The organism is Agrobacterium sp. 22-223-1 (assembly GCF_053522385.1).
Map to the genome: position 1 here is coordinate 701006 of NZ_JBNWCN010000002.1, position 20930 is coordinate 721935.

Consider the following 20930-nt stretch of genomic DNA (forward strand, 5'->3'; position numbering starts at 1 on the left):
GAGATGAGCGCCGTTTCTTCACATCGCAAACCGCCACGCGTCGGCGACTCGCCTCTCGTTCGCCGCAGCCTGATTTCTTTTGTGCTGGTCATCGGCGCCCTGTTGGTCCTGGCGCCGCTTATCATCATCGGCGTCGAGGCCTTTTCGCAGGGCTGGAAGGCCTATACGGCCACCATCACCCATCCCGATACCCGCCACGCCATCATGTTGACGGTGCTGACGGCGCTGATCGCCGTGCCGGTCAATACGGCCTTCGGTGTTGCGGCCGCATGGGCGATCACCAAGTTCGATTTCCCCGGTCGACGATTCCTGCTGGTGCTGATCGAGATACCCTTTTCCATCTCGCCGATCGTCGCGGGTGTCGCCTATCTCTTCGTTTACGGGCTGCAGGGGCTTTTCGGCCCGTTCCTCGATGCACATGACATCAAGATACTTTTTGCGCTGCCCGGCATCGTCATCGCCTCGATGTTCGTCACCGCGCCTTTCGTGGCGAGGGAACTTATCCCGCTGATGCAGGCGCAGGGCCGCGATCTGGAGGAGGCGGCGACGTCGCTTGGCGCCTCCGGCTGGCGCACCTTCTTTTCGGTCACCTTGCCGAATATCAAATGGGCGCTGCTTTACGGCGTCGTGCTGTGCAACGCCCGCGTGATGGGCGAGTTCGGCGCGGTATCGGTCGTATCGGGCAATATTCGCGGCCAGACCAATACGCTGCCGCTGCATATCGAGCTGCTTTACCACGATTACCAGACGGCCGGCGCTTTTGCCTCGGCCTCGATCCTCGCCACCCTCGCCGTCGTCACCATCATCGCCAAGGTGGCTCTGGAACGGCGCGGCGCCGGACGCGGGGCCAAGAAGACCAACGGCGATGCCGCCATCGCCACGGAGACCTGATTCCCATGAAAATCCGCCTCGAAAATGTGGTGAAGACCTTCGATACCTTCCGCGCCGTGCGCGATGTTTCGCTGGATATCGAAAGCGGCGAACTGCTGGCGCTGCTCGGTCCCTCAGGTTCCGGCAAGACCACGATTTTGCGCATGGTCGCCGGTCTCGAATATAGCGATGGCGGCCGTATCTTTTTCGGCGACGAGGACGCCACCAATATTCCGGTGCGTGATCGCGGCGTCGGTTTCGTGTTCCAGCATTACGCGCTCTTTCCGCATATGACCCTGCATCAAAACATCGCTTTCGGCATGAAGGTTTCGAAGGTGAAGCGGGACAAGGCGGCAATCGATGCCCGCGTCGAAGAGCTTCTGCGGCTGGTGAAGCTCGATGGCCTGGGCGACCGTTTCCCGGCGCAGATTTCCGGTGGCCAGCGGCAGCGCGTGGCGCTGGCGCGTGCGCTTTCGGTTGATCCGAAGGTGCTTCTGCTCGATGAGCCCTTCGGGGCGCTGGACGCCAATGTGCGCCGCGACCTGCGCCGCTGGCTGCGCGAGATTCACGATTCGCTCGGCATCACCACGATTTTCGTGACGCATGACCAGGAAGAGGCGCTCGATCTTGCCGACCGTGTGGTCATCCTCAATCAGGGCGAGATCGTGCAGGAGGGCACGCCGAAGGAGGTCTGCCGCCAGCCGAACAGCGCCTTCGTCATGCGCTTTCTGGGCGATGCCAACCGGGTGTCCGGTGTGGCGCGCGGCGGCAAGGTCTATGTCGGCGATAACGAGTTGCCTTTCTCCTACGCTCAAGGCGATGGCGCGGTGGACATCTACGCTCGCCCCGGCGATCTGGAGTGGGAAGATCTGCATGAGGGCATTCCGGCCTTGGTGGCGCGGGTTCTCGACCGGGCGGGCGAGCGCCGGGTGATTGCCAGCACCGATGGCGGCGACCTCCTGGAATTCGACGTGCCGCCGGAAAACGATGTTGCCGCCGGAGACCGCGGTTCCGTCATCATCCGCCGAGCGAAGATTTTCCCGGCGGTGTGAGTCGCTATCAGCCCAGAAGCTCGAAGGCGCTTTCTGCCACAAGCTTGCCGTTGATCGTCAGGTCGACCCTGTGGATGCCGGGATAGTGTTTGCGGGTCGTGAAATCACGTATGGCGCGGCTGATCGACAGCGCGCATGTCTCGCCGGGCTTAAGTTCGATCTCTTTCCACTTGAAGACTTTCGCGGAGGCGTCGCCGCTCTTCTTCACGTAGTGCACGGCGTAGTCGATCACCAGTTTCTGCGGCCGTTTCGCCGTCGAAGTGAAGGAGGCTGAAATCCGCACCGGATTGCCGAGCGCAACCTTGTCCGGCGTAACCTGAAATGCCGCAAGGGAAATTTCCGCTTCCTCATGCGCGCCGAGATGGGCAAGTGCGGCGGCATCGCCCTTCTTGATCAATGTGCGCAGGGCCTGCCGCGTGATCCAGCGTGTATGCGGATTGTCCTTCGGCCATGTATCGATCAGCGCCAGCACGAAAGCGGGATTGTCCTTGGTGATATCGTTCAGATGATTGGCGACGGATTTGCGCACATAAAGCGCCTCGTCGGCTTTCATCGTGTCGAGGATTGCGGTGACCGGCGAGGGATCGTCGATGAGAGGTTTGAGCTGGAACGACCATGGCAGACGGGGCCGGCAGCCTTCGCTCGCCAGCCGCCGCACATGTTCGTTTTCGTGCCGTGACCACGTTTCCATCACGGCGAGGGTGGCGCCTAAGTCCTGTTGCAGAAAATAACGGATGGCGAATTCCGAGGAGCCGAAGCGGGTGAAATAATGCAGCGCTTCCATGGAAAGATCGAAATCATCGAGGCCGTAGAGCGCCACATATTCCGGAAGCGAAATGGAGGCGAAACCGTTGCCGATGCCCGGCGCTGCGGCGGTCAGGATTTCGATGTTGCGGGCATAGTCGCCGGGAAGTGTCGCATGCAGGCTCGTCGCCACCTGCCGCATGCGCTGCATGATGCCCAGCGCTTCGAGGTTTTCGGTGGCGAGCGCCATGAAGGCGGAAACGTCAAATGGCGGATGAACGGCCTTGGTCTCATCGGCGATATGCCGCAGTTTCTCGCGGTTGAAGATTTCCTTCAGTGCCGGTGCCGCCGCGTCGCTCATATCGCCCTCAAGGTTCACTTTTTGTTCTTTTAGGGCAGAAGGAGGCTATACGCAAGAAGGCTGAGCAACGATCGGAGGTGAGAATGGATCGAGCGAGCGCGACTTTCGCCTTCTCCCCGAGGGGGAGAAGGTCGCGGCAGCGGGATGAGGGGGCGAGCGTAGCGATATGCGGAGAGCTCGCCCCCTCATCTGCCCTTCGGGCATCTTCTCCCCGGCGGGGAGAAGAAGTTTCTGTGCAACTCAGCTCATCTGGCTGACGAATTTGGTCTCCAGATAGGCCTGAACCGCTTCCGAGCCGCCTTCCGTGCCATAACCGGAATCCTTGATGCCGCCGAAGGGGACTTCCGGAAGCGCAAGGCCGTTGTGGTTGATGGTCAGCATGCCGGCCTCGACCTGCTGACCGAGCGCGTGCGCGGTTTTGACCGAGCCGGTGAAGGCGTAGGATGCAAGCCCGAAGGGCAGGCGGTTCGCCTCGGTGATGGCGTCATCGAAGCTCGAGAAGCGGTTGATGATGGCGACCGGGCCGAAGGGCTCGTCATTCATGATTTTGGCGGTGGTCGGCACATTGGCGAGAACCGTCGGCTCGAAGAAATTGCCCTTGTTGCCGATGCGGCGGCCGCCGGTCTTCAATTCTGCGCCATGGGAAACGGCGTCGTTGATGAGGCCTTCCAGCGCCGGAATGCGGCGCTCATTGGCGAGCGGTCCCATGATGACGCCGTCTTCCAGCCCGTTGCCGACCTTGATGGCCTTCGTCGCTTCCACGAAACCTTCAAGGAAACGGTCGGCCACGCCGTCCTGCACGAGGAAGCGGGTGGGGGCGACACAGACCTGACCGGCATTGCGGAACTTGGCGAGCGAGGTGACTTCGATTGCCTTGTCGATATCGGCGTCGTTAAAGATCATCACCGGCGCATGGCCGCCGAGCTCCATCGTGGCGCGCTTCATGTGCTTGCCGGCAAGTGCGGCCAGATGTTTGCCGATGGGAGTAGAGCCGGTGAAGGAAATCTTGCGGATAACCGGATGCGGGATCAGATATTCCGAAATCTCGGATGGAACGCCGTAAACGAGGCCGATGACGCCCGCCGGCACGCCGGCATCCACGAAGGCGCGGATCAGTTCGGCCGGCGATGCGGGTGTTTCCTCCGGCGCCTTGACGATGATGGAGCAGCCGGTGGCAAGCGCTGCGGAAAGTTTGCGGACGATCTGGTTGATCGGGAAGTTCCACGGCGTAAACGCCGCGACGGGACCGACCGGCAGCTTGATGGCAAGCTGAGAAACGCCGGTTGCGCGCGCCGGAATGACCTGCCCATAGGTGCGGCGTGCTTCTTCCGCGAACCAGTCGATGGTGTCGGCGGCGCCCATGACCTCGGTGCCCGATTGCGCCAGCGGCTTGCCCTGTTCGCGGGTCATGATGTAGGCGATCTTGTCCTTGCGCTCGCGCAGGAGGTCGGCCGCCCTGCGCATGATCTTCGAGCGCTCGAAGGGCGAGGTGTCGCGCCACACCTTGAAACCGCGCTCGGCGGCGGCAAGCGCCAGATCGAGGTCTTCCTTCTCGGCATGCGCAATCGCGCCGATGATCTCGTCGGTTGCCGGATCGGACACGGCGATCGTCTTGCCGGAAACGGCGTCTCGCCATTCGCCATCAATGAGAAGTTTGATGTCGGGATAGGTGTGCATAGGGGCTACCTTCATGATGCGGCCGATACGGCGAAATGCCGTCCGGCCCGGAGACGTGAACAGAATTTTCCTGGCCGGACGATATCCGGCATCGCGGCTTTCGCTGCGCGGAACGTGTGTCTGGATATTTCCGACGGGGGCTTCTGGAATTGTCGGAAACGGAAACGACAGCCTTTATATTAAGGCCCGGGCGGTATGTTTCAACCGCGCGCTCCGGCAATCGCCATGATTTTTCCGTGACGCAGAATTTGCCATTCGTCATTTCAATCTGGCACGCGGACGGGGCGTTGCTTATCCGGCTGCCTCAGGCGAATCAGATGCAGCTGCGCGACGACGGAAAGGCTCTCGCCACAATTCGGCCTTTGTCGCACCTGACGAATTATCGGGAGAGGCCTCCGGAGCTTGTCGCTTGTGTCATAATGGGACGCGTGGCCTGAAAAAATACAATAAGACGGAAAACTTATCCAAAGGGTTTACTCAAAACCTAGAGAAAATACGGATAAAATCTCACTGAGGATATAACATCCATTCCTGATATATATTGCTAGTGTCGGTTCCCTTGACCTTTACAGGTTGGCGAAAACCCTCGACCTGAACGTTATCGATGGAGAAAAAGTATGAGTTTCGCCCGGGTACTTCTCAGTGCGTTCTTGTCGCTCGCGTGGCTTTCCTGTGCCGAAGCCGGCGAAATTGCCAAACCGCAAGGAAAACCAATATTAACCATATCCGGAAACATCGCCAATACGAATGGCGAGGGTGCCGCGGTATTTGATCGTGACATGTTGGAAGCGCTCGGCATGGTGACGGTGGAGACGACAACGCCCTGGCATGATGGCCGCGTCCGTTTCGATGGCGTTTCGCTGGCAAAATTGATGGATGTCGTCGGCGCGAAGGGCACCAGCGTCACGGCAGTCGCTCTCAACGATTATGTCAGCACGATACCGATTGAAGATTTTAAGAAATTTAACGTTATTCTGGCGATCAAGCTGGATGGCAATTACATGACAGTTCGCGAAAAAGGCCCGTTGTTCGTCATCTATCCCTATGACAGCGATCCGGAACTGCAGAAGCAGACCTATTATTCGCGGTCCGCATGGCAAGTTGCCAAACTGATAGTGGAATAAAGGTGCCGTTTGCGAAAACTTGTGGCGGTGATCATCTGTTGCTTCGTCCTGGCAACGGGCTATATCGCTTTCGTCATTGCCGAGCGGCAGACCGCTCTGCAGAAATTCGCCCGCTACAATGATTCCTGGGCCGTCAGCCAGACCGTAGCCGAATATCTGCGCCTCCAGAACAAGCTGGCCGTGTTCGCGCTCAATCCCGGCAAGATCGACCGGGATGAGCTGCAACTGCGCCTGGACATCATGCTGAGCCGGCTTGAGCTTTTGAAGCAGGGCAATCTCGGGGCCTTCATCAATGAAAAACAGCAATGGCGGGATCTCGTAACCCGCCTCGATGCCGTTCTGGCCCGTCTCGAGCAGCAGGTGAACAACCTCAATCCGGCCGAGGTTCCGGATCTGCTCGCGACGATGAGCGCGCTCGACGCGCCGATGACGACGCTTGCCTCGTCTTCCGTCGCTTATGACGTCAATCTGATCGATACGGCCCATGAGGATGTGCGCAAGCTGCATATCGTTTATACCGCGCTGGCGGGCGGCCTGATCCTGTGCGGTATCGCGCTTGTCATATTGCTGCTTCGCCAGAACGATCTCCTGAACCGCGCGCAGAAAAGCATGCGCGGTCTGACGGACGATCTGCGTGCCGCGACGCTGGAATTGCAGGCGAAGAATGTCCGGCTCGAACACGACGCCTATCATGACGCGCTGACGGGACTGCCGAACCGCGCGCTGTTCCGGCAGGAACTGATCGAGAGGTTGCGCCGATCCTTCGGCGGGACGGGAACGACAGCCATCCTCCTGCTCGATCTCGACGGGTTCAAGGACGTCAACGACACGCTCGGCCACGATGCCGGCGATGCGCTGCTTCAGGCCGTGGCGCAGCGTCTCTCGGGCATCGGCGGCGATTACGACATGGTCTGCCGTCTGGGCGGCGACGAATTTGCCGTCGTCTCCGACGATCTGAACGAGGATGCCGCTCGCCGCCTTGCCACCAAGCTCATCGACCAGATCAGCCGCACCTACCAGCTGGGCGAGCAGGAAGTCAAAATCGGCACCTGCATCGGCATCGCCATATCGCACGGCGCCGTCGATGCGGATGAATTGTTCAAGCGCGCGGATCTGGCGCTTTATGAGGCGAAAGCCATCGGCCCCGGCCGGGCGAGCGTTTTCAAGGTCCGCATGCAAAAGCAGCTGACCGAGAAAAAGTCCTTCGAGGCCGATCTGCAGACCGCGTTGCAGAACGACGAGATGGAAGTCTATTACCAGCCGCAGGTGGCGACGCAGACACGCAAGCTTTGCGGCTTCGAGGCGTTGCTGCGTTGGAAACATCCCGTGCGGGGTGATGTGCCGCCCAGCGTGTTCATTCCCGTGGCGGAAAGAACGGGTCTCATCCATTCGCTCGGAAAATGGGTGATGGAGACCGCCTGCCGCGAGGCGATGGGCTGGGACGAGGACATGAAGGTGGCGGTCAATCTGTCGCCGGTTCAGTTCCACAGCACCAGTCTCATCCAGAACGTCATGGGCGCGCTTGAGAAAAGCGGGCTGGAACCCAGCCGGCTCGAGCTTGAAATCACCGAATCGATCCTGCTCAACAAGAGCGACCAGACGATCAACACGTTGTCGCGCCTGAAGGCCGTCGGCATCCAGATCGCCATGGACGATTTCGGGACAGGTTATTCATCGCTCGCCAATTTGCGCGGCGTGCCCTTCGACAAGATCAAGATCGACCGCTCGTTCCTGCGCGATATCACCAGCGACCGCGACGCGCTGGCGATCGTGGAATTCGTGGTCGGCGTCGGCCGCAGTCTGCGGATGACGACGATTGCGGAAGGTATCGAGACGGAAGAGCAATATGAATGCGTCAGGCGTCTGGGCTGCGATCAGGTTCAGGGATATCTGATCAGCAGACCGTTGCCGGCCAAGGAGCTTGTGGCCTGGAGTTCCGTCTGAGACGCGCCTGTTTTGGTGCCTGCCGTATCTTGAATTTTTACCACGTCATAGCGTTGCTTGCGAAAACCGATACCGGTTGCCGCAACGATGCTGTAGAGCATTCCCGGTCGATATGGGATCATTGCGACAAAGCGGCCGGGTTTTGCGAAAAGGCTTGAGACATGGAAATACTGGACGTGCATGGAGTTGCCCTTCCCCTCTCTTCCGATGAGGTGTCGCCAGTCATCTGGCAGGCGCTGACCGACGGCAGCTATGAGGCGAAAGAGGCCCGCAGCGTCCTGAAAGCCATCAAGCCCGGCGATCGGGTGCTGGAGTTGGGCTCCGGTATCGGGATCATCACCTCGATCATCGCCGGCATCGAGGATGTTGCTGTCTGGGCCTTCGAGGCCAACCCCTCCACCGCGGCGCTGGCAGAGCGGGTGATCAAGGCCAATTGCCGCGGCAATGTCGTGTTTTCACAGGGGCTTCTCACCGCCGACGAGCCGAGCTCCTATCCTTTTTATGTCCGCAGGGATCTCTGGATGTCGTCCATGGACGAAAATCAGGGCCCCTATGAAAAACGCATCGAAATTTCCTCCGCCAATATCGATGAATTTATCGCCAGCCGGGGCATCACCGCGCTCGTGATGGATATCGAGGGTGCGGAACGCGATCTGCTCGGCAGGGCCGATCTGACCGGCGTGGAGCGGATATTCGTGGAACTGCATGACCATCTTTACGGTCTCGCCGGGGTTCGCGATATCATGCAGGCGCTGACCGCCAAGGGATATGCCTATGATCCGCGCGGTTCACGCGGGCCCTGTGTCCTGTTCTCGAAGGACGAGAGCCCGAGAGAATACGATCCCGAGGTAGACTGAGGCCGCGTCGAATTCACGGAACCCTCCGCCGGTCATCCCCGTTCTCACACTTGCATGAGGGCGCGGAGCGGGTCGACACGTGTGCCGCAATGGTATGCGGGTCGAGAAGATAATTTCATAAACAGCAATTCATTCCCAATTATTGTTGCAATTGTTGCAACCGTTATCCTGCGTCATCATCCCTCCATCAAACCGGCGCACAACAGGCTGCGCCGGAGATGCCAACGCAACCGAAGGAGTAACGATCATGGGCTTTGTTAAGACGACAGACGGAACGGAAATCTTCTACAAGGACTGGGGCCCGAAGGATGCCCAGCCGATCATGTTCCACCATGGCTGGCCGCTCTCGTCCGATGACTGGGATGCGCAGATGCTGTTCTTCGTTTCCAAGGGTTTTCGCGTCGTCGCCCATGACCGCCGTGGCCATGGCCGTTCCGCCCAGGTTGCCGACGGTCACGACATGGACCACTACGCCGCCGATGCCTTTGCCGTCGTCGAAGCTCTCGATCTGAAGAACGCCGTCCATATCGGCCATTCCACCGGCGGTGGCGAAGTCGCCCGTTATGTCGCAAAACATGGCGAACCCGCCGGCCGTGTCGCCAAGGCGGTTCTCGTTTCCGCCGTGCCGCCGCTGATGCTCAAGACCGCGGCCAATCCGGAAGGCCTGCCGATGGAGGTTTTTGACGGCTTCCGCTCGTCGCTCGCCGCAAACCGCGCGCAGTTCTTCCGCGATGTACCGGCCGGTCCCTTCTACGGCTTCAACCGCGATGGCGCGACCGTTCATGAAGGCGTTATTCAGAACTGGTGGCGACAGGGCATGATGGGCGGCGCAAAGGCCCATTATGACGGCATCAAGGCCTTCTCGGAAACCGACCAGACCGAAGACCTGAAGAATATCAGCGTTCCGACACTGGTGCTGCATGGCGAAGACGACCAGATCGTGCCAATTGCCGACTCCGCGCTGAAATCGGTGAAGCTGTTGAAAAACGGCACGCTGAAGACCTATCCCGGCTTCTCGCACGGTATGCTCACCGTCAATGCCGATGTGCTGAACGCCGATCTTCTGGCCTTCATCAAGGGCTGATCCTTCTGCAAAATCAAAATGCGGCCGACCATTCGGCCGCATTTCGCGTTTCGCATCAGGCCATGTGGCCTCGCCAGGCATTGCGGTAAGAAGCGAGACCGGGAATGTCGTGCGGCGTGAAATGGCGCTCGCGACCGGCAAGCGGCTTGATGCCGGTGAGCAGGGCCGCACCGGCGCTGGTGCCCGTGGACCCTTCGACCGCCGTTACTTCGGTCTTTGCAAAGCCGGCCAGCGCCTTCAGATAAAGGGTGTTGCTGGCGAAGGGGCCTTCCACAAGGATCGGGCCTTTCCGCCCGATGAGCGACAGGCTGCATTCCGTCATCAGGGCGAGATAAAGTGACGTCACTGCGTGCCGTTCCGCCGCCGTGGCGTTTTCATCGCCAATCCAGCGCGCCGCCTTGTCCGGAAAGGGGCCGGAGCCGCTGACGACGCTCGGCAGCAGCATCATGCCCCCGGCAATCACGTCAGCGAGAGCCGCGTCTATCGCTTCGTCTTCCGCTGCTCCGAATTGCTGCGCCAGCATTTCATATTCCCTGCCGCCCATGAAGCGGGAGGAGGGAACGGGACGGCCGAAAGCATCGACATTCAGGAGTGTGTCACGGGTGGGATCGAGCGAACCCGCCGCGCCGCCGATGGCGAAATTCACTACCCAGGTGCCGGTGGAGACGACCGAAAAATCACCGTCCCGGCGCAGAAGATGCGGCAGGAGCGATGCGTTGGAATCGTGGATGCCACAATAGACCGGCATATCGGGAGACAGTCCGGTTTCGACGGCCAGCGAAGGGCGGATTCTTCCCAGCACATCGAAAGCGGAGCGAACCGGCGCCATCAATTGTTCGATGTCGAGACGCGCGACGAGCGAGGAGAAACTTCTCCGGCGTGGATTCCAGAGATCGGTATGGCAGCCGAGCGAGGTCGTTTCCGTGGCCTGAATGCCCGTCAGTCGCCCCGCCCAATATTGCGCATAGGTGACGATGCTGCGAACTCTGGAGAAGTCGTCCGGAAAGGCCGTTTTCTGGAAATGGATTTGCGCGCCAAGGTTCAGCCCGACGGGAAGCTGCGGTGAGCCGGTCTCGGCAAAATCTGGCCTGATGCCGCGATAGGCTGCCTCAATGGCGGCGGGATAGCCGTGTTCGTAATCGAGCACCGGCATGGCGAGATCGCCGTTCGCATCGAGAAGTGCTGCCGAAGCGCCATGGGTGGTGATGGAAATCGCATCGAAACCGGGCTTCTGGCCGAAACGCTGAAGCGCGGAGAGAATGAAGCGCCAGAGCATTTCCACATCGTAATGCGGATAAATTCCATCGCGAAGGACGGGGTTCGCCTGTTTCTCAGCGGCGATCTCTTCGCCGCTGCCGGTGTCGATGACGACGACCTTGGCATTGGTCTTGCCGATATCGATGACCGCGACGCGGCCCGGTCTGATGCTCTCGCTCATGGCAGATGGAACACCGTCACAAGATCTTTTGCGACCGGCGAATGATCGGGATTGCTCTCCATGATATCAGCCATATGCGCCCACCATTTCTTCATCACTGGATGGTCGGGCAGTGCCGCCATGCCGTGGTTCTTCGGGCGCGTCAGCACGCCGAACAGGATGTTGGTTTCCGGGTCGAGATGGATGGAGTAATCGCTCACACCCGCCTCGCGCAGCAGTGTCACCAGTTCGGGCCATATCTCGTCATGGCGCTTTTTATATTCGGCCTCTTTTCCGGCAAAGAGTTTCATCTTGAAGGCGTGTTTTTCAAGTTCCGGCATGGCTCAACCTCTCATTGTTCAGTTTCTGAGGGCCCGAAGGCGACGGACAACGATGGGGATGGCGATGGTGACGATGAGCAGCAGGCCGACGAAGATCGACATGACGATACCGGGCACATTCAAAAGACCGAGCCCGAAGGTGACGAGGCCCATGACGAAAGCGGCGATGACAACGCCTGCGATGGTGCCGGAGCCGCCGAGGATTGAGACGCCGCCCAGCACCACCATGGTCACCACCTCAAGCTCCCACCCTTGAGCGATGGACGGGCGTGTGGAGCCGAGCCGTGACGTGAGGCAGACGGCGGCGATGCCGCTCATCAGGCCGGTGAGCAGGAACAGGATGAACTTCACTCGCTCGACGGGTATGCCGGAGAAACGGGCGGCGAAGGGGTTGTTGCCGATCACATAGACCTGCCGGCCGAAATTGGTGGCGTGCAGCAGAATGGCGAAGAGGATGGCCATGGCGATGAACAGCACGAATTCGAAAGAAATCACCCAGAAAACGTAACCCTGACCGAAATAGGCAAAATCGGCGGGATATTTGCCATAGGCCTGATCGCCCAGCACCATGTAGGAAATGCCGCGAAACAGGCTCATCGTGCCGATGGTGACGACGATGGACGGCAGCTTCAGCCCTGCGACCAGAAAGCCGTTGAAGGCCCCGCACAAAAGCCCGGTGCCGATGCCGATGGCGACGAGGCCGGGCGTGCCGACCCCCATCTGCACTGCAGCGCCCATGGCGGTGGAGGCGAGCGCGATGATGGCGGCGACGGAAAGATCGATTTCACCGGCGATGATCAGCAGCGCCATGGCGAAGGCGATGATCGCCTTTTCCGTGAAATTGAAGGTCGCATCCGACAGGTTCCACGCATTGAGGAAATAGGGCGAGGCCAGCGAATTGGCGATGAAGATGAGGATCGCAACGCCGAGCAGCAGCACTTCCCAGCTGGCCATGATGCGGCGCAGCGGCGTGCCGAGCTTGTCTGGAATGATGCGCGGGTTCTGTGCTGGTTGAGGCGTCGTGCTCATGCTGCGGCCTCCCTGGCCTGATCGCTTGCTGCGCGGTCACGCAGGATGATACGGCCTTTTCGAGCTTCGGCACGGGCGTTGAAGACGACGGCGAGCACGATGACCACGCCGGAAATCGCCATCTGCGCGAAGGGCGAGATGCCGATGACGGGCAGGGCGTTCTTGATGACGCCGAGGAACAGCGCGCCGAGCACCGCACCCGCCACCGAGCCGATGCCGCCGGCAATCGAGATGCCGCCGATCACATTCGCCGCCACGCTGTCCAACTCGAAACCAGCGGCGATATCGACATAGGCAACCGCATAACGCGATACCCAGAGATAGCTGGCGAGACCGGCAAGTGCGCCTGACAGCACGAAGGCGAAGAAGCGCGTGCGGCCGACATCGATGCCTGCATAGACGGCGGCACTCGGATTACCGCCCGACGCATAGGCCGAGCGGCCGAAGGAGGTGCGGCTGAGAACCAGCCAAGCGCCGGCGATGATGAGGATGGCGACCCATGAAAGAACCGGCATGCCGAGGATCATGGTGCGCGGCACGTTGAGGAAGGTCGGCGAAAGCTGATGCGCATTCACCCAGCCGCCGCCGGACAGAACGAAAGCCATGCCGCGATAGATGGTGAGCGTGCCGAGTGTGACGACGATCGGCGGAATGCCGAGCCACCAGACCAGTACGCCATTGAGCGAGCCGAGAAATGCGCCGATGCCGACCGCCATGACGATGAGAAGCGGCAGGGGAATGCCCGGAAAGGCGGCATTGGTCATCGCCACCGCCATGCCGGTGAAGGCGAGATTGGCGGCAACCGAAAGATCGATGGATTTGGTGAGAATGACCGCCATCTGGCCGAGCGCCAGAATGATGAGGATGGAGGTATCGTTGAAGATATTGACGAGATTGCCGGGTCGGCTGAAACCGGGCGCGCGCAGCGCAAAACCGGCGATCATGATGAGGATGATGCCCGCCAGCAGCCATTCGCGATTTTTAAGTAGACGTTGCATGTGGTTGCCCCTCTCAGGCATTGCCGGTGGCGGCGCGCACCAGCTTTTCCGGAGAAAAATCGGCGCGTTCGAACTGGCCCGCCATCAGGCCTTCGCGCATGACGATGGCGCGGTCGGACATGCCGAGAATTTCGGGAAGTTCGGATGAAATCATGATGATGGAGAGCCCCTCGGCGGCAAGCTCGCTGATGAAACCATGCACGGCGGCCTTGGAGCCGATATCGATGCCCTTGGTGGGTTCATCGAGAATGATGACCTTCGGCTGGGTGGCGAGCCACTTGCCGATCACCACCTTCTGCTGGTTGCCGCCTGAAAGCGTGCCGACCGGCACCGAAAGGGCGGCCGCGCGCAGATCGAGCCGCGAGGCATATTTGCGCGCCAGCGCGAATTCATTGGCGGCGGCCAGAAACCCCTTGCGCGAGGTGCGCGTGAGCGATGGCAGCGACATGTTCTGGTAGATCGGCATATCCAGCGCCAGCCCGTGGCGGCCGCGCTCTTCCGGCACATAAACGATACCGGCACGGATCGCGTCTTCCGGTGAGCGGATGGAAAGCGGCTGGCCTTCCAGCGATACCTGCCCTGAAGCCGGGCGGGTGATGCCGAACAGCGACTGGCAGAGTTCGGAGCGCCCCGCGCCGATCAGCCCGTAAAGGCCGAGAATCTCGCCCTTGCGCAGTTCGAGCGAAATATCGCGGAATTCCGTCTGATGCGAATAATCACGCACCGAAAGAACCGTCGGACCAAGGGTGACGGCCTGCTTGGGAAAGGCGTTCGTCACGTCGCGGCCAACCATCAGCCGCACGATTTCGTCCTGCGGCGTGGCCGCAAGATTGCCCGCTCCAACCATCCTGCCGTCGCGGAACACGGCATAGTTCTCGGCGATCTCATAGACCTCGTCGAACTTGTGGCTGATGAAGAGGATTGCCTTGCCCTGCCGCTTCAGGCTTTCGACGATGCGAAAGAGATCGTCGATTTCCTTGCGGGAAAGGGCGGCCGTCGGTTCGTCCATGATGACGATGCGCGCCTCGACCGACAGCGCGCGGGCGATGGCGACGAGATGGCGTTGGGCAATGGACAGGTCCTTCAGCCGGATCGTCGGATCGATGGTGCTTTCGAGCTGTTCCAGCAGGGTTCTGGCGCGTGTGTTGATGGTCTTCCAGTCGATCAGGCCGAAACGACCCTTCGGCGCATGGCCGAGGAAGATGTTTTCACCGACGGAGAGCTCGTCGAACAGCACGGTTTCCTGATGAATGGCGGTCACGCCGGCATCGATGGCGTCCTGTGCGCTGTGAAAATGGACGGGCTGACCATCGAGAAGGATTTCGCCCTCATTCGGGCGATAGATGCCGGTGAGGATTTTGACGAGCGTGGATTTGCCCGCACCGTTCTCGCCGATCAGCGCGGTGACCTTGCCGGGGTAAAGCGCGATATCGACGCCATCCAGCGCTTTGACGCCGGGGAATATCTGGCTGATGCCGCGCATTTCGAGAATGGGCGTGGCGCTGGAAGTCGCTGGGATGTCTATGGTTTGGGTTTCAGCACGCATCATTCCGTCTTACCGGTCTATTTTGATTGAAGCGGCGAGGGGCACCCCCCTCTGCCCTGCCGGGCATCTCCCCCTCAAGGGGGGAGATCGGCAAGCGGATAGCACCCTGTCTTATGGATCGAGCGGGTGCGGCATATTGATCTCCCCCCTTGAGGGGGAGATGCCCGGCAGGGCAGAGGGGGGTAACCCTCCACCCGCCGTCAGTTGCTACTCAGATCAAAAAATCTTCGAGAACTGATCGATATTCTTCGCATCATAAACAAACGGATCGGCCATCGCCGCTTCGCTGTTTTCGCCAACCTTGATCTTGCCCATGCGGCCCGCCTCGATTTCCGAGCCCGGCTTGCCATCGGTTTCGCCCTTCACCAGGCGATAGGCGATCTGGGTGGCGGAGTAACCGAGGTCGATCGGGTTCCAGATGGCGAATTCCTTGGTGGCGCCCGACTTGATGGCGCCGGCCATTTCAGACGGCAGGCCAAGGCCGGTCACATAGACCTGACCGATCTTGCCCGCATCCTTCACGGCCTGCGAGGCGGCGAGAACGCCAACCGTCGTCGGTGCAACGATGACCTTCACATTCGGCTGCGAGGAAAGCAGGCCCTGCGCTTCGCGGTAGCTCTTGTCGGCAAGGTCGTCACCGTAAACGGTGGTGACGAGGTTGAGGCCGGGGAAATCCTTCAGCTGCTTTTTCATCTCGTCGATCCAGATATTCTGGTTCGTGGAGGTGGTGGTGGCCGAAAGAATGGCGAAATCGCCCTTGCCGCCTTCCAGATGTGATGCGGCAAGCTGCAGGCACATCTTGCCGATCAGTGCGTTGGACGAGGGGTTGAGCTGGAGAATGCGGCCCTCAGGCGCTACGCCGGAATCCCAGGAAATGACCTTGATGCCGCGCTGCGCCGCCTTTTTCAGCGCCGGAACCACGGCGTCGGGGTCATTGGCGGAAATGGCGATGGCGTCGACACCCTGCGCGATCAGCGAATTGATGACTTCGATCTGGCCTTCCGCCGTGGTGCTGGTCGGGCCGGTATAGATGATCTCGACGCCGCCGAGGTCTTTTGCGGCCTCCTGCGCGCCCTTGTTGGCGGCTTCGAAAAAGCCGTTGCCGAGCGATTTGACCACCAGTGCGATCTTCACATCGGCTGCCTGGGCAACGCCGCCCAGTCCAGCGACGGAGAGCGCCGCGCTGAGCGCCAGAGCGCTCGTCAATGTTCTGCGTGTAAGTTTCATGTCCCTTTTCCTCCCGTTTTGAACCTTTTTCCTCCCTCCGGTGCTCCTCAGGCGACCGAAGAAGAATCCTCTTCATCCGATGGGGTGGCTGTCTTGCCATCCTTCACCGCGCCGGCGATCAGCAATTCGACGCCGGCATCTTCCACCATCCTCGCCGCCTCATCGGAAATCCCGTCATCGGTAATGATGGTCGAGACGTTTTCGAGCGGGCATAAAATGAGGCTGGATCGTTTTCTGAATTTCGAAGAATCGACCATCACGATCAGTTCTTCCGCCTGTCGCATCAGCTTCTGCTCACTCTGGATGACCAGTGCGTCTGACTCCATGATGCCGAGCGCACCCACGCCCTGTGCGCCGAGAAAAATGCGTCGTGCATAAAAATTGCGGATCGCATCATTCTCGAATGGCGACAGGATGAGGCTCTGGTCGCGATAGATCGCGCCGCCCGGCACACTGACATTGCATTTGGAATGCTTGACCAGATGTTCCGCAATCGCGAAGGAATTGGTCATCACCTGCAGACGGCGCGCCGCCATGTAATGCACCATCTGGAATGTCGTCGTGCCGCCATTCAGGATGATCGCATCGCCATCATTGCAGAGATCAACCGCCTTGCGCGCAATTGCGCGTTTTTTGTCGATGTTGACCGATTCGGACACACGGAACGGCCTTGCCGCGAGATTGCCGAGCTGCGGCGGATGTACCGCTTCGGCTCCACCACGCACGCGGCGCAACTTGCCCTGAACGTGCAGCGACGCGATATCCCTGCGGATCGTCGCTTCCGACGCATCCGTCAGTTCGGCAATATCCTGCACCGTCACGACAGCTTTTTCCTGTGTGGCGCTCAAGATGATGCGATGGCGTTCGCGTTCGTGCATGGGGTCCTCCTGATCGTGATTATTCGCAATCTCTTTACGTTGTCAATCAAGAACGATCAAATTAATCAATATCGCGCTGCAACATGAAAATTTATGATCGTTTTTGATTGACATTGTGCTTTTGGATGCGCGATATCTGTCCTCAAAGGAGGCGGGCCGGTATCGGCTCCGCGAATGCAGACAGATATTGGGAGGAAGACATGACGGGAAAATCCCGCCTTCTCGAAAGCCGTTGGGACGATGCTTACGCCAAGACGCTCGATGAGCCGGGCAAGCTGCTTTATCGCTCCAATCTGCTGGGTGCGGACAAGCGCATCACCAATTACGGTGGCGGCAACACATCCGCAAAGGTGCTCGAAACCGATCCGCTGACGGGCGAGAAGGTCCGTGTCATGTGGGTGAAGGGTTCCGGCGGCGATGTCGGCACCATCAAGCTCGACGGTTTTGCGACGCTTTATCTCGATAAGCTGGAAGCGCTGAAGGGCATTTACAAGGGTGTGGAGGACGAGGATCGCATGGTCGGCTTCCTGCCGCATTGCACCTTCAACCTCAATCCGCGCGCGGCCTCCATCGATACGCCGCTGCACGGTTTCGTACCTTATGATCATGTCGACCACATGCACCCCGATGCGATCATCGCGATTGCCGCCTCCAAAAACTCGAAAGAGCTGACGCAGCAGATCTTCGGCGATGACATTGGCTGGCTTCCCTGGCGCCGCCCGGGCTTTCAGCTCGGCCTCGACCTTGAGGCTTTCGTAAAAGCCAATCCCCAGGCCAAGGGCGTCGTGCTGGAAAGCCATGGCCTGTTCACCTGGGATAATGACGCCAAGGCGTGTTACGAACTGACGCTCGCCATCATCAACAAGGCGATCGAATGGTTTACGGCGCAGACCGAAGGCAAGACGATTTTCGGCGGTGCTGTGGCGAAAAGTCTGCCCGTTGCCGAGCGCCGCGCCATCGCTGCCCGACTAATGCCGGAAATCCGTGGCCGCATCGGCCGCGAGGAGCGCAAGCTCGGCCATTTCGACGATCAGGATCCGGTTCTCGAATTCGTCAATTCCAAGGATTTGAAGCCGCTCGGCGCGCTCGGCACCTCCTGCCCTGACCATTTCCTGCGCACGAAAATCCGCCCGCTGATCCTCGATCTCGATACCGCACATCCTGATGTGGACGCGTTGATGGCGGGTCTCGACGAGGCGCTGGAGGCTTACCGCGCCGATTATACGCGCTACTACGAAGCCTGCCGCCACGACAATTCACCTGATATGCGCGACCCGAACCCGGTGATTTTCCTGATCCCCGGTGTCGGCATGCTGTCGTTCGCCAAGGACAAGGCGACGGCCCGTATCGCCGGCGAATTCTACGTCAACGCCATCAACGTCATGCGCGGTGCTTCCACCGTGTCCGACTATCAGGGCCTTCCCGAGCAGGAAGCCTTTGATATCGAATATTGGCTGTTGGAAGAGGCAAAGCTGCAGCGCATGCCGAAGCCGAAGAGCCTTGCCGGTCGCGTGGCTTTTGTCACCGGTGGCGCCGGCGGCATCGGCCGTGCAACCGCCGAACGCCTGGCGGGCGAGGGCGCCTGCGTGGTGCTCGCCGATATTGACGAAGCGGCGCTGGATGCGGCCAAGGGCGATTTCGCCAAGCGTTACAGCACTGACGCGGTGCGTACCGTCAAGCTTGACGTGACGAAGGAAGATGCCGTGATTTCCGCCTTCGCGGAAGCGAGCGTGGAATTCGGCGGCGTGGATATTCTCGTCTCCAATGCCGGCATTGCCTCTTCCGCTCCGGTGGAAGACACGACACTTGCCATGTGGAACAAGAATATCGACATTCTCGCCACGGGCTATTTCCTCGTTTCGCGGGAAGCATTCCGGCTGCTGCGGCGTCAGAACCTCGGAGGCAACGTCGTTTTCGTTGCGTCCAAGAACGGCCTTGCATCCTCGCCCAATGCTTCCGCTTATTGCACGGCGAAGGCTGCGGAAATTCATCTGGCCCGTTGCCTCGCGCTGGAAGGGGCGGAAGCGGGTATTCGCGTCAACACCGTCAATCCCGATGCCGTGCTGCGTGGCTCGAAAATCTGGAACGGAGAGTGGCGCGAGCAGCGCGCGGCCTCGTCCAAGATCGAGGTGACCGATCTGGAGGAGCATTACCGCAAGCGCTCGATGCTGAAGCTCAATGTGTTCCCGGAAGACATCGCCGAAGCGATCTACTTCCTGGCGTCCGATGCTTCCGCCAAGTCGACCGGCAACATCATCAATGTCGATGCCGGCAACGCGCAGAGCTTTACGCGGTAGGACGTTCGGCACGTTCTCACTTCCGTCATTCCGGCCCTGAGCCGGAATCCAGCCAGCCCAAGTCCTTGGGCTGAAAAGACTCTCTCCGCCGCACAGACGTGCGTCGGCTGGATTCCGGCTCAAGGCCGGAATGACGGAGGTGAGCGCGATGAACTAGCATGCACTGGACCGATTCCCGGGAGGAAGAGATGACCGAGACGAAAATCGCCGCCGACATCATCGCGGCCGAAAACGAAAAACGCGCTGGCGCGCTGAAGGACGATTATCAGGCGCTTGGCAACCAGCTGGCCCGTCGCAATATCGATATCGACGCAGTCACGGCCAAGGTCGCGGAGTTTTTCGTCGCCGTGCCGTCCTGGGGCGTTGGCACCGGCGGCACCCGCTTTGCCCGTTTTCCCGGCGCGGGCGAGCCGCGCGGTATTTTCGACAAGCTGGATGATTGCGCTGTCATCAACCAGTTGACACGGGCGACGCCGAACGTCTCCCTTCACATTCCGTGGGACAAACAGGACCCGAAGCGTTTGAAGGCCCATGCCGCGGCGCTGGGTCTCGGCTTCGATGCCATGAATTCCAACACGTTTTCGGACGCGCCGGGTCAGAGCCATTCCTACAAATATGGTTCGCTCAGCCACACGGATGCCGCGACGCGCCGGCAGGCCGTCGAGCACAACATCGAATGCATCGAGATCGGTAACGCCATCGGCTCGAAGGCGCTGACGGTTTGGGTGGGCGATGGCTCCAATTTCCCGGGCCAGAGCAACTTCACCAGAAGTTTCGAGCGTTATCTTGCGGCCATGGCCGATATCTACAAGGCGCTGCCGGATGACTGGCGTATCTTTTCCGAACACAAGATGTATGAGCCGGCTTTCTATTCCACTGTCGTGCAGGACTGGGGCACCAATTACCTCATTGCCAATACGCTCGGTGAAAAGGCCTTCTGCCTCGTTGATCTCGGCCACCATGCGCCGAACACCAATATCGAGATGATCGTCGCCCGGCTCATCCAGTTCGGCAAGCTCGGTGGTTTCCACTTCAACGATAGCAAATACGGCGATGACGATCTGGATGCCGGCTCAATCGAGCCATATCGCCTGTTCCTCGTTTTCAACGAACTGGTGGATGCCGAATATCGCGGCGTGAAGGGTTTCCATCCCGCCCATATGATCGACCAGTCGCACAATGTGACGGACCCGATAGAAAGCCTGATTTCCAGCGCCAACGAAATCCGCCGCGCTTACGCGCAGGCGCTGCTGGTGGATCGCACGGCTCTCGACGGCTATCAGCAGGATAATGATGCGCTGATGGCATCAGATATGCTGAAGCGGGCCTATCGCACCGATGTCGAACCGATTCTTGCCCAGGCGCGGCAATTGGCGGGCGGCGCTATCGATCCGGTCGCGACCTATCGTGCGAGCGGCTATCGCAGCCATGTTGCGGCGAAGCGCCCGGCTTCGGTTGGCGGCAGCGGCGGGATTGTGTAGATC

General features: G+C 60.0%; 17 protein-coding genes. 8 read left to right on the top strand and 9 right to left on the bottom strand.

From position 1 onward, the window contains the following. Positions 1–3: 3 nt before the first annotated feature. Both cysW and ACQZ60_RS15390 read left to right on the top strand, forming a co-directional pair. A complete protein-coding gene (gene cysW, locus ACQZ60_RS15385) occupies positions 4–891 on the top strand; it encodes a sulfate ABC transporter permease subunit CysW (RefSeq protein WP_059753564.1) in 888 nt (295 codons plus the stop codon). 5 nt (positions 892–896) lie between these two features. Beyond that, positions 897–1922: a sulfate/molybdate ABC transporter ATP-binding protein gene (locus ACQZ60_RS15390; protein WP_448735544.1), complete on the top strand. Its 1026-nt coding sequence runs from the start codon at positions 897–899 to the stop codon at positions 1920–1922. 7 nt (positions 1923–1929) lie between these two features. Here ACQZ60_RS15390 and ACQZ60_RS15395 read toward each other — a convergent pair whose 3' ends face one another. Beyond that, a complete protein-coding gene (locus tag ACQZ60_RS15395) occupies positions 1930–3027 on the bottom strand; it encodes a DNA alkylation repair protein (RefSeq protein WP_448735545.1) in 1098 nt (365 codons plus the stop codon). Between the two features lie 240 nt (positions 3028–3267). Continuing rightward, the gene (locus ACQZ60_RS15400; RefSeq protein WP_269829648.1) at positions 3268–4704 is read right to left on the bottom strand and encodes an NAD-dependent succinate-semialdehyde dehydrogenase; all 1437 of its coding nucleotides are present in this window, start codon (positions 4702–4704) and stop codon (positions 3268–3270) included. 617 nt (positions 4705–5321) lie between these two features. Between ACQZ60_RS15400 and ACQZ60_RS15405 the strand changes: the two genes are divergently transcribed. From ACQZ60_RS15405 to ACQZ60_RS15420, 4 genes are all read left to right on the top strand, one after another. Further along, positions 5322–5828: a putative pterin-binding protein gene (locus ACQZ60_RS15405; protein ID WP_003522565.1), complete on the top strand. Its 507-nt coding sequence runs from the start codon at positions 5322–5324 to the stop codon at positions 5826–5828. 9 nt (positions 5829–5837) lie between these two features. Beyond that, on the top strand, positions 5838–7772 hold the full coding sequence (locus tag ACQZ60_RS15410; RefSeq protein WP_035262519.1) for a putative bifunctional diguanylate cyclase/phosphodiesterase: 1935 nt from the start codon (positions 5838–5840) through the stop codon (positions 7770–7772). Positions 7773–7933: 161 nt separating this feature from the next. Further along, on the top strand, positions 7934–8629 hold the full coding sequence (locus tag ACQZ60_RS15415) for an FkbM family methyltransferase (RefSeq protein ID WP_448735546.1): 696 nt from the start codon (positions 7934–7936) through the stop codon (positions 8627–8629). Between the two features lie 247 nt (positions 8630–8876). Continuing rightward, on the top strand, positions 8877–9713 hold the full coding sequence (locus tag ACQZ60_RS15420; protein ID WP_035262524.1) for an alpha/beta fold hydrolase: 837 nt from the start codon (positions 8877–8879) through the stop codon (positions 9711–9713). 55 nt (positions 9714–9768) lie between these two features. On the opposite strand, the gene ACQZ60_RS15425 is transcribed toward ACQZ60_RS15420, so the two are convergent. The 7 genes from ACQZ60_RS15425 to ACQZ60_RS15455 all read right to left on the bottom strand — a co-directional run bounded on the left by ACQZ60_RS15425 (position 9769) and on the right by ACQZ60_RS15455 (position 17149). After that, entirely contained in the window at positions 9769–11151 is a 1383-nt protein-coding gene (locus ACQZ60_RS15425) for an FGGY-family carbohydrate kinase (protein WP_448735547.1), read from the bottom strand. Continuing rightward, the gene (rhaM, locus tag ACQZ60_RS15430; RefSeq protein WP_174036929.1) at positions 11148–11471 is read right to left on the bottom strand and encodes an L-rhamnose mutarotase; all 324 of its coding nucleotides are present in this window, start codon (positions 11469–11471) and stop codon (positions 11148–11150) included. The genes ACQZ60_RS15425 and rhaM overlap by 4 nt, the downstream gene beginning before the upstream one ends. An 18-nt stretch (positions 11472–11489) precedes the next feature. Next, positions 11490–12500: an ABC transporter permease gene (locus ACQZ60_RS15435; RefSeq protein WP_448735548.1), complete on the bottom strand. Its 1011-nt coding sequence runs from the start codon at positions 12498–12500 to the stop codon at positions 11490–11492. Beyond that, the gene (locus ACQZ60_RS15440; RefSeq protein WP_035262544.1) at positions 12497–13498 is read right to left on the bottom strand and encodes an ABC transporter permease; all 1002 of its coding nucleotides are present in this window, start codon (positions 13496–13498) and stop codon (positions 12497–12499) included. The genes ACQZ60_RS15435 and ACQZ60_RS15440 overlap by 4 nt, the downstream gene beginning before the upstream one ends. 13 nt (positions 13499–13511) lie before the next feature. Continuing rightward, positions 13512–15047: a sugar ABC transporter ATP-binding protein gene (locus ACQZ60_RS15445; protein WP_448735549.1), complete on the bottom strand. Its 1536-nt coding sequence runs from the start codon at positions 15045–15047 to the stop codon at positions 13512–13514. A 213-nt stretch (positions 15048–15260) separates the two neighbouring features. Beyond that, positions 15261–16271, bottom strand: coding sequence for a rhamnose ABC transporter substrate-binding protein (gene rhaS / locus ACQZ60_RS15450; protein WP_003522574.1), 1011 nt, complete (start codon positions 16269–16271; stop codon positions 15261–15263). 47 nt (positions 16272–16318) lie between these two features. Next, entirely contained in the window at positions 16319–17149 is an 831-nt protein-coding gene (locus tag ACQZ60_RS15455) for a DeoR/GlpR family DNA-binding transcription regulator (RefSeq protein ID WP_003507004.1), read from the bottom strand. Positions 17150–17349: 200 nt separating this feature from the next. Between ACQZ60_RS15455 and ACQZ60_RS15460 the strand changes: the two genes are divergently transcribed. Beyond that, positions 17350–19446, top strand: a complete 2097-nt coding sequence (locus ACQZ60_RS15460) for a bifunctional rhamnulose-1-phosphate aldolase/short-chain dehydrogenase (protein WP_111833884.1) — start codon at positions 17350–17352, stop codon at positions 19444–19446. Positions 19447–19634: 188 nt separating this feature from the next. Further along, positions 19635–20927 (top strand): L-rhamnose catabolism isomerase, encoded by a 1293-nt coding sequence (gene rhaI / locus ACQZ60_RS15465; RefSeq protein WP_448735550.1) that lies wholly within the window; start codon positions 19635–19637, stop codon positions 20925–20927. Positions 20928–20930 lie beyond the last annotated feature (3 nt).

Coding starts and splice junctions, on each gene's coding strand:
- ACQZ60_RS15455 (WP_003507004.1), bottom strand. CDS start 17,149: ATGCACGAACGCGAACGCCATCGCATCATCTTGAGCGCCACACAGGAA.
- ACQZ60_RS15400 (WP_269829648.1), bottom strand. CDS start 4,704: ATGCACACCTATCCCGACATCAAACTTCTCATTGATGGCGAATGGCGA.
- ACQZ60_RS15405 (WP_003522565.1), top strand. CDS start 5,322: ATGAGTTTCGCCCGGGTACTTCTCAGTGCGTTCTTGTCGCTCGCGTGG.
- rhaI (WP_448735550.1), top strand. CDS start 19,635: ATGACCGAGACGAAAATCGCCGCCGACATCATCGCGGCCGAAAACGAA.
- rhaM (WP_174036929.1), bottom strand. CDS start 11,471: ATGCCGGAACTTGAAAAACACGCCTTCAAGATGAAACTCTTTGCCGGA.
- rhaS (WP_003522574.1), bottom strand. CDS start 16,271: ATGAAACTTACACGCAGAACATTGACGAGCGCTCTGGCGCTCAGCGCG.
- ACQZ60_RS15435 (WP_448735548.1), bottom strand. CDS start 12,500: ATGAGCACGACGCCTCAACCAGCACAGAACCCGCGCATCATTCCAGAC.
- ACQZ60_RS15440 (WP_035262544.1), bottom strand. CDS start 13,498: ATGCAACGTCTACTTAAAAATCGCGAATGGCTGCTGGCGGGCATCATC.
- cysW (WP_059753564.1), top strand. CDS start 4: ATGAGCGCCGTTTCTTCACATCGCAAACCGCCACGCGTCGGCGACTCG.
- ACQZ60_RS15415 (WP_448735546.1), top strand. CDS start 7,934: ATGGAAATACTGGACGTGCATGGAGTTGCCCTTCCCCTCTCTTCCGAT.
- ACQZ60_RS15420 (WP_035262524.1), top strand. CDS start 8,877: ATGGGCTTTGTTAAGACGACAGACGGAACGGAAATCTTCTACAAGGAC.
- ACQZ60_RS15425 (WP_448735547.1), bottom strand. CDS start 11,151: ATGAGCGAGAGCATCAGACCGGGCCGCGTCGCGGTCATCGATATCGGC.
- ACQZ60_RS15390 (WP_448735544.1), top strand. CDS start 897: ATGAAAATCCGCCTCGAAAATGTGGTGAAGACCTTCGATACCTTCCGC.
- ACQZ60_RS15445 (WP_448735549.1), bottom strand. CDS start 15,047: ATGATGCGTGCTGAAACCCAAACCATAGACATCCCAGCGACTTCCAGC.
- ACQZ60_RS15395 (WP_448735545.1), bottom strand. CDS start 3,027: ATGAGCGACGCGGCGGCACCGGCACTGAAGGAAATCTTCAACCGCGAG.
- ACQZ60_RS15460 (WP_111833884.1), top strand. CDS start 17,350: ATGACGGGAAAATCCCGCCTTCTCGAAAGCCGTTGGGACGATGCTTAC.